Consider the following 14,259-nt stretch of genomic DNA (forward strand, 5'->3'; position numbering starts at 1 on the left):
CAAAATTCATTTTTTTGACTCGAAAATATTGACTATTAGTCATTTTTTAATTATACTTAGGGCTGTGACAGCTGTACAAAATAAGCTGCTTTAGAAAAATATGCAGTGAAACGAAAAGTTAAATAGGAAAAGGGGTTGATACTGGTGGTGAAAGTCGGCAAATGGATTGCCAGACACAGAAAACTTATTCTACTTTTGGGAGTGCTTCTGGCAATTCCTGCTGTGGTCGGGATGGGAATGACCCGGGTGAATTATGATCTGCTTAGCTATCTTCCGGAACACCTGGAAACTGTCAAAGGGCAGGATATTCTCGTAGATGAATACGGGATGGGTGCATTTTCTATGGTGGTTGTAGAAGATATGGAATTGAAAGATGTACAGAAGATGGAAGAAAAATTCAGCAAAGTTCCTCATGTAAAAGATGTGCTGTGGTATGATGATGCCGCAGATCTTAGCTTTCCGGTGGAAATGGTTCCTGAAGAGATGAGGGAAACATTTTTTCGGGGAGATGCAACGATGATGCTGGCGCTTTTTGACAATACTACCTCTTCGGACGAGGCTATGGATGCGATCACACAGATGAGGGAAATTGCAGATAAACGGTGCTTTATCAGCGGTATGACGGGAGTGGTCACAGATATTAAAAACCTGTGCCTTCAGGAGCTTCCGGTCTATGTGGTAATTGCAGTACTTTTGTGCCTTTTAGTGCTGGAGCTGACATCAGCGTCCTTCCTGGTGCCGGTGCTGTTTCTGGTAAGTATTGGTTTTGCAGTTCTTTATAATATGGGAACTAATATTTTTTTGGGAGAAATCTCCTATGTCACACAATCCTTGACAGCAATACTGCAGCTTGGGGTCACGATGGATTATTCTATTTTCCTGTTAAACAGTTATGAGGAAAATAAAAGAAGATTCCCGGGAGAAAAAGAGCGTGCCATGGGGCATGCCATTGCCAATACCTTTAAATCTGTAATGGCAAGTTCTGTAACAACGATTGCCGGATTTGCCGCGCTTTGTTTTATGACGTTTGCCCTGGGGAGGGATCTGGGGATTGTCATGGGGAAAGGCGTCATTATGGGAGTGATCTGTTGTGTTACAGTGCTTCCGGCGCTGATCCTTACATTCGACAGAGGAATTGAAAAGACTTCCCATAAACTTTTGATTCCCAGTATGGATCATCTTTCCGGATTTATTACAAAGCATTACAAAGCGTGGATCGTGTTGTTTCTACTGTTGCTTGCTCCGGCGATTTACGGAAACAGCAATACTCATATCTATTATAATATTGCACAGTCACTGCCGGCATCCCTTCCCAGCAATGTTGCCAATGAAAAATTATCAGAAGATTTTGACATGGCAAATATGCATCTGATTCTTATGGATAAAGATATGGATGAGGTGAAGAAGCAGAAAATGCTGGAAGAAGTTGGAGAGGTAGAAGGGGTGAAATGGACCCTTTGTCAAAATTCACTGATCGGGCCTTCTGTGCCGGACTCTATGATTCCACAGGAAATCAGAGAAATGTTGAAAAGTGAACACTGCGAGCTGGCGTTTGTATGTTCGGAATACGGTTCCGCGACAGATAAAGTCAATGCTCAGATTGCCCGGATTGATACTATTGTAAAGTCATATGACGAAAATATTATGGTGATTGGTGAGGCGCCGCTGATGAAAGATCTTCAGGATGTGACAGATGTGGATCTCAAAATGGTAAATACTGTGTCTGTCGCGGCAATTTTTCTGATCATTATGCTGACGTTCAAATCTATTTCAATCCCGGTTATTCTTGTAGCTGTAATTGAATTTGCAATTGCTGTCAATATGGCAATTCCATATTATCAGGGCATCAGCCTGCCTTTTGTAGCAAGCATTGTGATCGGAACAATACAGCTTGGCGCGACAGTGGATTATGCGATTCTCATGACGAGCCGATACCAGAAGGAACGACAGAGGGGACGGACTAAGAAAGAAGCCATTGATATAGCGCACAGAGTCAGTATGGTATCCATAGTCAGCAGCGGGTTCAGTTTTTTTGCGGCTACATTCGGAGTTGCGATTTATTCTAATGTAGATATGATCGGCTCAATCTGTACGCTTCTGGCGAGGGGAGCTCTAATCAGTATGTGTGTAGTGATTTTGCTGCTTCCGGCAATGTTTATGATATTTGATAAAGTAATCTGTAAGACATCAGTCGGGTTTGCCATAGAGGATAAGAAATATTGTATAGAAAGGATGTAGGTTCATATGAACAGAAACAGAAAAAAAGTGGCAGTTTCCATCGCGGCAGGAATGTCGGCGGTGATGTGTGTGATGCCGGTCAACGCAGCGGCAGAAAGTGAGATCAGTAAGGATGAAACAGTATATGTCAATGCAGACGCCAGTGGAAAACAGACAAAAGTGACCGTATCAGACTGGCTTAAGGGAATCGAGAACTCAGGAAGCCTTTCGGATGTCAGTTCTTTGGATGAGGTGAAAAATGTAAAGGGAGAAGAAACATTTACAAAAAACGGAAGTGAGATAGTATGGAATGCGGAAGGAGAAGATATTTACTATCAGGGAACAGCAAAACAGGATCTTCCGGTTTCTGTAGAATTGACATATTATCTGGACGGGAAAGAGATGAAGCCGGAAGAATTAAAAGGAAAAAACGGACACCTGGAAATACGGATCGATTACAGGAATTATGAAAAACGAAAAGTTTCTGTAAATGGAAAAGAAGAGGAGGTATATAGTCCCTTCGTTATGATGACAGGGCTTGTTCTTCCGAATGAAACATTTTCTAATGTGGTAATCGATAATGGAAAGGTGATCAATGATGGAAACCGGAATATTGTAATTGGATTTGCTATGCCGGGACTTAAGGAGAGCCTGGATCTTGAGATGAAAGAAGCCGAGGATTTGGCACTTACGATCCCGGAGACTTTGAATATTTCCGCAGATGTGGAAGACTTTTCTATGTCGCCTGCTTTTACAATAGGATTGACAGACCTTTTGGAGGATATTCACACCGAGGACATTACAGATTTTGATTCCCTGCAGGCTTCGATAGATGAACTGGAAAATGCAGCCCTGGAACTTACAGACGGTTCCCGGCAGCTCTCCGCCGGGGCAGATACTCTCGGAAGCAGTTATGAAGAGTTTGACGAGGGGATTCAGGCACTTAAAAGTGGAATTGAGATTTTAGATGAAGGGGCCGGAGCGCTTGCACTTGGTGTAGATCAATATACAGAAGGCGTGGATGTGCTGAATGGCAGTATTCAAAAGTACCTGGGAGTAAATGGCGAGTTGTCCGGGACAGTGACGGAATATGTCAACGGGGTCAATACAATTGCACTGGGGGCCCGGGAGTATACAGAAGGCGCGGACGCGTTGGCTGAAGGAGTGACCGCCTATATAAAGGGAGAACAGCAGCTTTCGGAAAGGGCGGAAAATCTTTCGAAGCTGGGAGATGGACTTGAACAAGTAAAGACAGCAGCGGCACAGCTTGCTGCCAGTGTGGATGGAGAGGGAAGTTCCGGTGAAGATATCCTGGCAGCATCAGAGGAACTTGCAAAAGAAACCGGCAGACTTCGGGAAGTACTCTCTGAAGATGCAGTAAACAATCTACTGATTCAAGTGGATCATATGATAAAAGTAAGCCGTGAGCTGGCGAATGCTTCAGAAGGACTGGAAACAGAACTGCAGGAAGAGATGATATATCCGGCGGAAAATATTGCGGCTGCGTTGGAAGATGTTTCCGGGCAGCTTGAAACAATGGATTCGCAGCTGTCCTGTTTGGAAGCGGACTGTATAGACCAGGTCAGACAGATCAACAATACAGTAGCATTGAATAATGAAAAAATTGCCAGTGCGAAAAATGCGGCGGAGCAGAGCGTTTCTTCCATCGAGACCACGATAGGTAAGTTGGAACAGGAGGCTAATTGCCTGGAGCAGGAAGGACAGGACGGAACCGCGGAAGAGGTCCGTCAGGTGATCACTGACCTTGATCATGCGAAGAATGCGGCAGAGAACTTAAGTGGAATGGAGAACTTGAACACTGTTCAGGAACCGGACTTTTCACAGATAGATATCTCGGGAATTTCGAAAACAATTGACAGTATCGAATCTGACCTAAATACTTTTGAAACGGCCGCAGGAAAGCTTCCGGGAGAGATGGAGGATCTTAAGGGGGGACTTGATGAGATCAGCAGTGTAAAAGAGCAGCTTCCCGAAGAAGATCTGAAAGATCTGGGGAGCCGGGTGGAAACTTTAGAGGAAGGCATGCGTGGGCTGAACGGAGCAGTAGAAAGTTTGTCAGGAGGAATGGAACAATTAAAGGATTCATCAGAAGAACTGGGAGAGGCCTCGCAAGGAATTGACAGTCTTCTGGATGGATTTGACAAGTTGAACGGTTTTAATGACAGCTTACGAAATGGAGCAGATCAGATAAAAAACAGCAGTCCTTCCATTGCAGCTGGGATAGAGACCATGTCAGGAGGAACGAACAGATTGGCAGCCGGATTGGATACTCTGGGAACACAGATGGCGCAAGGAAGTGCCGGTCTTTCTGGAAGAAGCGGTTCATTAAGAAACGGAGCGTTCTCTCTTGCATCAGGAACAAAAGAGCTGACCAAGGGAGGGAGCTCTCTGCAGTTGGGAAGTGCACAGGTGAAAGGAGGGATCTCCCGGCTCCAGTCCGGTGCCGGAGCTCTTTCAGCGGGTATGGCACAGTTGGAGGAAGAAGGAACGTCCCGGATCCAGAAAGCAGTAAAAGAAGAATTGCAGGGAGTGTTGGACCGCCTGGAGGCTTTGTCTTCTGAAACGTGCCGTTATGATACATTTAGCGGAAAAGATTCTTCTATGGATGGAACAGTAAAATTTGTTATTGAAACGGAAGGAATTGAATAGACGGATCAAAGGGAACAGCTTCCGGCAGTTTTATAAATGTTCCGGTGTTTTTCGGCGAAACTGCGAGGGGGACATTCCGGTTGCGTGTTTGAATGCCTGCCGGAAGCTGTTTGGTTTTTCTATTCCGATTTTTTCAGCAATTTTCTGAACTTGATATTTTGTTGATGAAAGCAGGATTTTTGCCCGTTCTATGCGCAGTTCCATATGGAAGATGTCCAGGATCAGTTTGTAGATCTGGCCAGTGGACAAACAAAAGAAATGAAAGCCCAGATTGATCCGGAGTTATAAAGGCCTGTTATCTGGACCAACATTTGACAACGGGATCTCCAAGTGTTGTGATTGACCGTGAATTTGCAATTCTCAGATTGTCAGACCTTGCTGATGCGGTACACCTTTACGGATGCAAGTTCTGTATTCGGTAGTGATTATTGGAACTCTCTGGTAAGAAAAGGAGCAGACAGCGAAAACCCGTTAACCTTAAAGGCTAACGGGTTTCGTTGTTGTTATAGTTATCTAAAGGAATGAGAGTAAAGTGTGACGCCAGAAGTTGCGAAGTCTGGCGCGTTACTTTGTGAGGGGGAAAGATAGTTGTTTATCAACTATCTGATTCATAGTATAAAGAATAAATGTGTCAAAAGTATGATAGAATTCTAAAAGAAAACGAAAATTTCTTAACTCCGAATTAAGAAAGTATTGATTTTGTATTTTCGGTGAAAAAGGAAGTCTTGTGTGACTCATCCTTGGGATTCATTTTGCGTGGTTGACATTTTACTTATCTTTGCTATAATATACTTAACAAGGGAACCGATAGCTAGCTGAAATCTAGCCACCTCGGTAATTATGTTTCATAAAATAACGCTACACTTTTCCGGGTGAGGGCGTTATTTTTTGTTATGCTTATTGACGGTCATAACAAAGGTGATAACAGCAACCAGCATAATAACAAAAGTAAATAAATCGCTGTATGTTACGTACATAAGCACCAGCCCCTTTCTCTTATGAGTAGGTGGCTACATACCGCCCCATCGGTTCCCTGGGTAAATACATTATGTAGAATTGTATGAGTTTATTTTATCAGATGAGATAGATTATGACAACTGAAAGTGAAAAAATTATGTCACTATAAAAATGGAATATAGACAGTGGAAATCAACTGGTCTGCAAGACTTAAAGTGGGCAGTTGACATTTTACTTATCTTTGCTATAATATACTTAACAAGGGAGCCGATAGCTAGCTAAAACCTAGCCACCCGGCGAATATGTATTGTAAAAATAGCGCTACACTGGCTGGGTGGGGGCGCTATTTTTTGCGGTGGTTATCGGCTGCAAGGCTAATAACTGCACAAAGCATAATGATAAAGGTAAATAGATCAGACCATGTTATCATAAGCACCAACCCCCTTTCTGCCGGGTAGCTGGCATATCGCCCCATCGGTTCCCTGGGTAAATACATTATGTAGAGTTATATGAGTTTATTTTATCAGATGAAATAGATTATGACAACTGAAAACATAAAAATTATGTTGATATAAAAAGAAATGGGATACAGACAGCAAAAACCCACTGACCTTTCGGCCGGTGGGTTTTCGTTGTCGTTATAGTTATCTAAAGGAATGAGAGAGTAAAGTATGGCGTCGGGAGATTGCGGATCCTGACGCGTTACTTTATGAGGGGGAGATAGTTGATGTGTTCTTCAACTATCTGACTCTTATTATAAAGGGAAAATATGTCAAAAGTATGAGGAGAAAATAAAAGAAAACGAAATATTCTTAAGCCGGGTTTAAGATTTCATAAACTGCTGCTTATCTCATGGAATATTTGGAAAGATGACTATAAAGAGGTGACAGGAGGGGTTGAAAAAAATAGTCAATGAATTACAATAAAAATGAGTTGGCTCTCAGAAGGATATCTCTTGGAGAAGCGGCGAATGAATCTCCCTGTTTCTTTTGAGGAAATGGTAAGGGAATTTGATCAATGGAAAGAAATGCTGCGCAAAATAAGCTACAAGGAGAATTATTTATGAGCGTGATAGATATTAAGAATCTTACAAAAGATTATGGGGATCAAAAAGGCATTTTCGATATTTCTTTTTTTGCCAATGCAGGGGAGACAGTTGGGTTTCTGGGGGCAAATGGAGCAGGTAAAACAACGACGATCAGACATCTGATGGGGTTTATTAAGCCTGACAGAGGATGTTCGGAAATTTTTGGTATGGATTGTTTTCGGCGGGCGGCTGATATTCAGAAAAGGATTGGGTATCTTCCGGGAGAAATTGCCTTTATGGATCACATGTCCGGTATGGACTTTATTCGTTTTATGGCGGAAATGAAGCAGATGAAAGATTTGGGATATGCCGGCGAGCTGATCGATTATCTGGAGCTTGATCCTAAAGTAAAATTGAAAAAAATGTCAAAAGGTATGAAACAAAAGATCGCTCTGGTAGTTGCCTTCATGCAGGATGCACCGGTTCTGATCCTCGATGAGCCTACAAGCGGGCTTGATCCGCTTATGCAAAATAAGTTTGTGGAGATGATAAAGGAGGAGCAGCGGAAAGGAAAAACGATTCTGATGTCCTCGCATATTTTTGAGGAAATTGAAAATACATGTGACAGGATTGTTATGATAAAGAATGGAAAAATAGTTGCTGACGAAAATATGGAGAAAATCAGGACAGAAAGAAGCAAACATTATGAGATTACATTTTCGGACGAACGAAGTGCAAAAATGTTCCAGGGAAAATATCCGGGCAGTAAAAGGAGCTGCAATACAGTATGTTTTTTAATGAAAGGAAATACGATGGAGCTGTTGCGTGAATTGAATCGATATGAGGTGGAGGATATCAATGCCAGACACCAGACATTGGAAGAAGTATTTTTGCAGTATTACGGAGGGGAACGGGTATGAGTATGCCGCTTTTGAAAATGGGGATAAAGTCGAACGGCAGGCTGTTGCTTTTGTTTATGGGTATTATCACAATATATGCAGGTGTCATTACGGCGATGTATGATCCGGAACTAGGAGAAGGGATCAATGCTATGGCAGAAAGTATGCCGGAGCTTTTTGCGGCATTTGGAATGCAGAATCCGGGAATTACTTTGCTGGATTTTATTATTAACTATCTGTACGGTTTTATTCTGATCGTCATTCCATTTATATATACGATGATCATGTGTTATAAGCTGGCAGCGCAATATATAGATAAAGGTTCAATGGCTTATTTGCTAAACACACATTACAGCCGGAAGAAAATCTTAGTTACACAGGGGTTTGTTCTGTTGTTGGGTATCCTGCTGCTGGTTGTGTATGCATCTGTTTTGGTGATAGTATTCAGCGCTTTGATGTACGAAGGAGAGCTTGAGGTTTCGGAATTTCTTGTTTTAAATGCAGGACTGCTATTTTTGGAGTTTTTTTTGGCGGCCCTTGGTTTTCTGACTGCATGTATGTTTAATGAACTGAAATATTCTGTCGGCATTGGGGCGGGACTTGGCCTAATCTTTGTTCTTATACAGATGCTCTCCCAGGTAAATGATAAGGTGAATTTTCTAAAATATTTTACGCCTTTAAGCTTGTTTATGCCGGAAGAAATCGTACAATATGAACCAGAGGCGTTAGCTGGAGTCGGGATATTATTTGTGTTGACGTTTTGTCTTTTTACAGTTTCTGTGGCAGGATTTGAAAAGAGGGATCTGCCGCTTTAAATACAAACGGATGGAGGAATCAAAATGAAACATACAGTGATTGTCCGTATGGCATGCCTGGAAGATGCGCCGGAAATATTGGAGATTTACAGGCCGTATGTAGAGAAAACGGCTATTACGTTTGAATATGAAGTGCCTGATCTGGAGGAATTTCGACAAAGGATGACAAATATTCTTCGGGAACACCCTTATCTTGTAGCGGAAGAAGACGGTGAAATAATCGGCTATGCCTACACGGGAAACTTTGTGGGGAGAGAGGCGTACAGCTGGTCGGCAGAGACAACGATCTACATAAAAGAGGGCCAGAGAAAGAACGGTGTAGGAAGAAAGCTGTATCAGGCACTGGAAGATGCTTCCAGACTTAGAAATATTCGAAATCTCAATGCCTGCATCGGATATCCGGAGGAAGAGGACGAATATCTGACAAAGAACAGCGCTTCTTTCCATGAGCATTTGGGATATAAACTTGTGGGAAAATTCCATAACAGCGGTTTTAAATTCGGCAGATGGTACCATATGATATGGATGGAAAAGATGATCGGAGATCATGAAGGAGATCCGGGACCGGTGATCCCTTTCCCGGAGATTTCTGCAGAAGTGCTGAAAGAAATTGGAATAGAAAAACAGAAGCTCCCTTCATAGGATAACCTGTGAAGGGAGCCTGTAGTTATAGTTATTTAAAAGGAATGAGAGTAAAGTTTGCATCGAAGGGCGAACCCTTCGATGCATTTACTTTATGAGGGGGGAGATAGTTGATGTGTTTTCAACTATCTGGTTTTATTATAAGAGGAAAATGTGTCTAAAATGTTTTCAGAATCTAAAAGAAAACAAAATTTTATTAAAAACATCTTAACTGGAAAAAGAAAATCTGGAAAAACCAGGATGGAAAGAAAAAGTAAAAATGACGAAATGAGACAAAAAAGAGAAATGTGGTTGTAGATATGATACAAAGGCAAAATTGCTGAAATATAAAAGAATTGCAAAAAAGATACAAAAAAATAGAAAATAAAAGAAGATTATTGTGCAAAAATAGTCTTGAAAAAAATCTCAAATAGAAAAGGCGGAAGAAAAAAAGAAAAAACACATAATTTTGACAAAAAAGTGGAAAGAAAAGGAGAGGTTTTTCATAAAAAAGAGGAAGAAATCCATAGGGAAACAAGGCGCTAAAATGTCGTTAAAATTGATTGACAAAGCTAAAAGATAGCAGTAATATCTACAAGACAAAAATAGAGGAAAGAAGGGGATAGTACGGAAGAATTAACGGAAAAGCTGCTGGAAGAACTGAACTGTCAACCGGTTTTTGAAATTCCGATCTTCGGCGGCATTGCCGTAAATGAGTCCATTGTCGTTACCTGGATTATTATGGCAGCGCTTACGATTCTCTCCATATTGTTTGTGAGAAATCTGAAAATAGAGAATCCCGGGAAAGTTCAGCTTGCATTGGAATCGGCTATCGGATGGGCGCAGGATTTCTTTGAGGGTATTATCGGCAAAGAAAACAAACGCTACATCCCCTATTTGATTACAGTGGCACTTTATCTTGCAGTATCAAATGTCATTGGCCTTGCCGGATTTAAGCCGCCGACAAAGGATCTCAATGTAACGGCGGCACTTGCCATCATGAGTATGCTGGTGATTGAGTATTCAGGCATACATAGAAATGGTATGAAGCATTGGGTCTGCCATTTTGCCAAACCCGTTCCCATTGTAGCACCGATCATGGTGATGGAAATCTTTATCCGCCCGTTGTCGCTTTGCATGCGGCTTTTCGGTAATATGCTGGGAGGATTTGTGGTTATGGAACTTGTAAAACAGGTCGTGCCACTTTTAGTACCAATTCCGTTGAGTTTTTATTTTGACATATTCGACGGACTTTTGCAGGCATATGTATTTGTATTTTTGACTGCATTATTTATGAATGAGGAAATGGAATAGAGAAAGAAAAGGAGAGTAAAAGACATGACAGGAACAATTATTGCAATCGGAGCTGCAATCGCAGTATTTACAGGTATTGGAGCAGGTGTTGGTATTGGAATTGCAACAGGAAAAGCAGCAGAGGCTATTGCAAGACAGCCGGAAGCAGAAAGCAAGATCAGCAAAACTCTGATCCTTGGATGTGCTCTTGCAGAAGCTACAGCTATTTATGGTTTCATTATCGGCCTTCTTGTTATTTTCTTCCTCCAGTAGGAATGGAAACCGGAAAGGGAAGACGGAATATATAGAAAGGCAGGTACTGGGAAGTGTTAAGTTTAGACTTTAACTTTGTCCTGGAAATGATAAACCTGGTAGTTCTCTTCCTTCTGCTTCGAAAATTTCTGATCAGACCGCTGACTGATATTATGGAAAAAAGAAAAGCCATGATCGAAGAAGGGCTTCAAAATGCCAGTGATCAAAAGGCACAGGCCCTTGAGATGAAAGAAAAGTATGAACAGGCTTTAAGCGGGGCGAAAGACCAGTCTCGCCAGATGATCGAGCAGGCCAGAGCGGATGCGAAAAAGGAATATGACCGCATTTTGGACGATGCGGGAGAAGAGGCGGAAAAGATCATAAAGACAGCCAGGGAAACCATTGATCTGGAAAGAGAACAGACATTAAGAGAAATGAAAACAGAGGTTGCAGGGCTTGCTGTAGATGCCGCAAGAAAGATACTTACAGAAAACTGCAGCGAAGAAAACAGCCAGGCAATGTATGATCAATTTCTGAAAGAAGCAGGTGACCCCAATGAAAACAGCGAAAAGTAGAGAAGCGTACTGTTCCATGGCATCTATACGTTATGCGAAGGTGCTGTTTGACCTGGAAGTTTCCGAAGAAGCAATCATGGCGGCAGAGCAGATTTTTGAAGAATCCCCGGAACTTGTACAGGTTCTTCAGAATCCGGTGGTGACACTGGAGAAGAAGCATAAGTTGATCGACAGGATTTTTGATCCGTCAATCCGCAATTTTCTTAAGGTAGTGACAGACCACGGAAAGGCCGGAGATATTTCAGAGATATTTGCAGCGTATCGTCAGAAGAAAAATGAGATGTCAGGTATTGTGACTGCGCATCTTGTATATGTGACAGCTCCGACGGACGGGCAGAAGAAAGAAATGGAAAAATTCATATGTGATAAGTTCCATGCCAGGAGTGTGGAGTGGAACATGGAGAAGCGCCCGGAACTGATTGGCGGGTTCCTTCTGCATGTGAATGGCAGGGAGTATGATTACAGCATACAGGGACGCCTGAAGAGATTAGAACAAAAATTGACCTGGAGGTGAAAAACTTGAGTACAATCGGCTCAACAGAAATTATCTCTATTATAAAAGAAGAGATAGAAAATTATGACGTGATAAGCAGAGATCAGGAAGTTGGATATGTTGTCTCTGTTGGAGATGGAATCGCCTCCGTTTATGGAATAGACCATGCCATGTACGGTGAAATTGTGACACTGGAAACAGGTCTGAAAGGTATGGTGCAGGATATCAAGCAGAATGAGATTAGTTGTATCTTGTTTGGAGATGATTCTGATATAAAGGAAGGAACTAAGGTGGCAAGAACCGGTAAAATGGCCGGTATTCCTGTAGGGGAAGCCTATATTGGAAGAATTGTGGACGCCCTTGGTTCTCCTATTGATGGGAAAGGAGAGATTGAGGCGGCAGATTATCGTCCGGTAGAGGAGGAAGCACCGGGGATCGTTGAGCGTAAATCCGTAAGCGTTCCGCTGGAAACAGGAATCCTTTCTATTGATTCCATGTTTCCTATTGGCCGGGGACAGCGTGAGCTTATCATCGGTGACCGCCAGACGGGTAAAACGTCTATTGCGCTGGATACCATACTGAACCAGAAAGGGAAGGATGTTATCTGTATTTATGTTGCAATCGGTCAGAAAGCTTCTACTGTGGCTCAGCTTGTAAATACGCTGCGTTCTCACGGCGCTATGGATTATACGACTGTATTTTGCTCTACAGCAAGTGAATGCGCGCCTATGCAGTATATCGTACCTTACTCTGCCACAGCCCTGGCAGAATATTTTATGTATCAGGGAAAAGATGTACTGATCGTTTATGATGATCTGTCGAAACATGCGGTGGCTTACCGTGCGATTTCGCTCCTGTTGGGGAGATCCCCGGGGCGGGAGGCGTATCCGGGAGATGTCTTTTATCTGCATTCCAGACTTTTGGAGAGAAGCAGCCGCTTAAATGAAACAGCAGGAGGAGGTTCTATTACAGCCCTTCCGATTATTGAGACTCAGGCGGGAGATGTATCAGCCTACATTCCTACCAATGTCATTTCCATCACAGACGGACAGATTTTCCTGGAAAGCGATCTGTTTAATGCAGGTATGAGACCGGCGGTCAATGTAGGCCTTTCGGTTTCCCGTGTCGGCGGCGCTGCACAGACAAAAGCAATGAAGAAAGCGTCGGGAAGCGTACGTATTGACTTGGCACAGGCAAGGGAGCTGGAATCTTTTACTCAGTTCAGTTCGGATCTTGATGACGCTACAAAAATGCAGCTGAAATATGGAAGCTGTCTGACAGAGCTTCTGAAGCAGCCGCTTGGCAATCCATTAAGTCTGCATGCACAGGTGATTACTTTGTGTGCGGCGACTCACAAGCTGCTTCTGGATGTAGAAACAAAGAAGGTAAAAGAAGTACAGCTGGATATGCTGGATTACTTTGACAGGGAATATCCGGAGGTTTGTAAGGCCATCGAAGATAAAAAAGTATTAGATGACGAATTGCTTCAAAAGATTCTGGATATTGTAAAGGAATTTAAAGAGAAAAGATAAGCAGGTGTGATTATGGCAAATGCAAGAGAATTAAAAGAGCGGATGGCCAGTATTCAGGAAACAAAGAAAATTACAAATGCCATGTACCTGATTTCATCCTCTAAAATGAAGCAGGCCAGAAAGAAGCTGACGGAAACAGAGCCTTTCTTTTATGCTATGCAGGTGGAAATCGCAAGAATCCTGCGTCATGTGCCGGATATGCACAGCCATTTCTTCGACCGGAGAGAGAGGATTCCGGAGGAAGAAAGGACGATAGCATGTATTGTCATTACGGCAGATAAGGGACTGGCGGGAGCTTACAATCACAATGTATTGAAAAAGGCGGAAGAGCTGCTGGCAAAACCGGGCAGACATAAAGTATTCGTGCTGGGAGAAGTAGGAAGGCAGTATTTTTCCAAAAGGGAGGATGAGCTGGATTCCGAGTTCCGTTACACGGTACAGGATCCTAATCTGTACCGCGCAAGAAAGATTGCGATGGGCATGATTGAATTATTTGAGGAAGGTAAGGTAGATGATATCTATATTATCTACACCCAGATGAAAAATGCACTGCAGGCAGAGACGGAGGAGTTAAAGCTTCTTCCACTGCAAAAAATAAATTTTTCTCCGGAAGAAATGCTTGCGGAAGCAGGGGTATACCGGGAATCCGTTACGCTGTATCCTTCAGCGCACAGGGTCATGGACAGTATTGTACCAAATTATCTGGTAGGAACAATATACGGATGTCTGGTGGAGTCCTATTGCAGTGAGCAAAATTCACGTATGCAGGCTATGAAAAATGCAACAGACAGTGCAACGGATATGCTGGCTGAATTAAATATAACCTATAACCGTGTAAGGCAGGCGGATATTACCCAGGAATTAACAGAGGTAATCGGCGGTGCCAACGCACAGAAAAGGAAGTGAGA

Annotated in this window: 13 protein-coding genes; 12 read left to right on the forward strand and 1 reads right to left on the reverse strand. The window is 42.7% G+C overall.

The window, feature by feature from the left end:
- The first annotated feature begins 144 nt into the window (after positions 1–144).
- A complete protein-coding gene (locus R2J37_RS01150; protein ID WP_316266968.1) occupies positions 145–2,238 on the forward strand; it encodes an efflux RND transporter permease subunit in 2,094 nt (697 codons plus the stop codon).
- Between the two features lie 6 nt (positions 2,239–2,244).
- Positions 2,245–4,887: a coiled-coil domain-containing protein gene (locus R2J37_RS01155; protein WP_316266029.1), complete on the forward strand. Its 2,643-nt coding sequence runs from the start codon at positions 2,245–2,247 to the stop codon at positions 4,885–4,887.
- Positions 4,888–4,917: 30 nt separating this feature from the next.
- Here the strand turns inward: R2J37_RS01155 and R2J37_RS15260 are convergent, their stop codons facing one another.
- A complete protein-coding gene (locus tag R2J37_RS15260; protein WP_416387393.1) occupies positions 4,918–5,091 on the reverse strand; it encodes a helix-turn-helix domain-containing protein in 174 nt (57 codons plus the stop codon).
- 1,815 nt (positions 5,092–6,906) lie between these two features.
- On the opposite strand from R2J37_RS15260, the gene R2J37_RS01160 reads away from it, so the two are divergent.
- The 10 genes from R2J37_RS01160 to atpG all read left to right on the forward strand — a co-directional run bounded on the left by R2J37_RS01160 (position 6,907) and on the right by atpG (position 14,257).
- On the forward strand, positions 6,907–7,791 hold the full coding sequence (locus R2J37_RS01160) for an ABC transporter ATP-binding protein (RefSeq protein WP_316266030.1): 885 nt from the start codon (positions 6,907–6,909) through the stop codon (positions 7,789–7,791).
- A complete protein-coding gene (locus tag R2J37_RS01165; protein WP_316266031.1) occupies positions 7,788–8,585 on the forward strand; it encodes an ABC transporter permease subunit in 798 nt (265 codons plus the stop codon). Before R2J37_RS01160 ends, R2J37_RS01165 begins: the two co-directional genes overlap by 4 nt.
- A 24-nt stretch (positions 8,586–8,609) precedes the next feature.
- Positions 8,610–9,227, forward strand: a complete 618-nt coding sequence (locus tag R2J37_RS01170) for a GNAT family N-acetyltransferase (RefSeq protein WP_230107349.1) — start codon at positions 8,610–8,612, stop codon at positions 9,225–9,227.
- Positions 9,228–9,380: 153 nt separating this feature from the next.
- Positions 9,381–9,524 carry a hypothetical protein gene (locus tag R2J37_RS01175; protein WP_316266032.1) on the forward strand — a complete coding sequence of 48 codons (144 nt, stop codon included), beginning with the start codon at positions 9,381–9,383 and terminating at the stop codon, positions 9,522–9,524.
- A gap of 333 nt (positions 9,525–9,857) precedes the next feature.
- Complete coding sequence (locus R2J37_RS01180) at positions 9,858–10,520, forward strand: F0F1 ATP synthase subunit A (RefSeq protein WP_230107562.1); 663 nt, start codon at positions 9,858–9,860, stop codon at positions 10,518–10,520.
- 24 nt (positions 10,521–10,544) lie between these two features.
- On the forward strand, positions 10,545–10,772 hold the full coding sequence (gene atpE / locus R2J37_RS01185) for an ATP synthase F0 subunit C (protein ID WP_230107347.1): 228 nt from the start codon (positions 10,545–10,547) through the stop codon (positions 10,770–10,772).
- Positions 10,773–10,825: 53 nt separating this feature from the next.
- Positions 10,826–11,326, forward strand: coding sequence for a F0F1 ATP synthase subunit B (gene atpF, locus R2J37_RS01190; protein ID WP_230107346.1), 501 nt, complete (start codon positions 10,826–10,828; stop codon positions 11,324–11,326).
- On the forward strand, positions 11,307–11,840 hold the full coding sequence (atpH, locus tag R2J37_RS01195; protein WP_230107345.1) for an ATP synthase F1 subunit delta: 534 nt from the start codon (positions 11,307–11,309) through the stop codon (positions 11,838–11,840). The genes atpF and atpH overlap by 20 nt, the downstream gene beginning before the upstream one ends.
- 5 nt (positions 11,841–11,845) lie before the next feature.
- The gene (gene atpA / locus R2J37_RS01200) at positions 11,846–13,351 is read left to right on the forward strand and encodes a F0F1 ATP synthase subunit alpha (protein WP_276535499.1); all 1,506 of its coding nucleotides are present in this window, start codon (positions 11,846–11,848) and stop codon (positions 13,349–13,351) included.
- 12 nt (positions 13,352–13,363) lie between these two features.
- Complete coding sequence (gene atpG, locus R2J37_RS01205) at positions 13,364–14,257, forward strand: ATP synthase F1 subunit gamma (protein ID WP_256193438.1); 894 nt, start codon at positions 13,364–13,366, stop codon at positions 14,255–14,257.
- Positions 14,258–14,259: the final 2 nt, after the last annotated feature.

The organism is Claveliimonas bilis (assembly GCF_030296775.1).
Taxonomy (GTDB): Bacteria; Bacillota; Clostridia; order Lachnospirales; family Lachnospiraceae; genus Claveliimonas; species Claveliimonas bilis.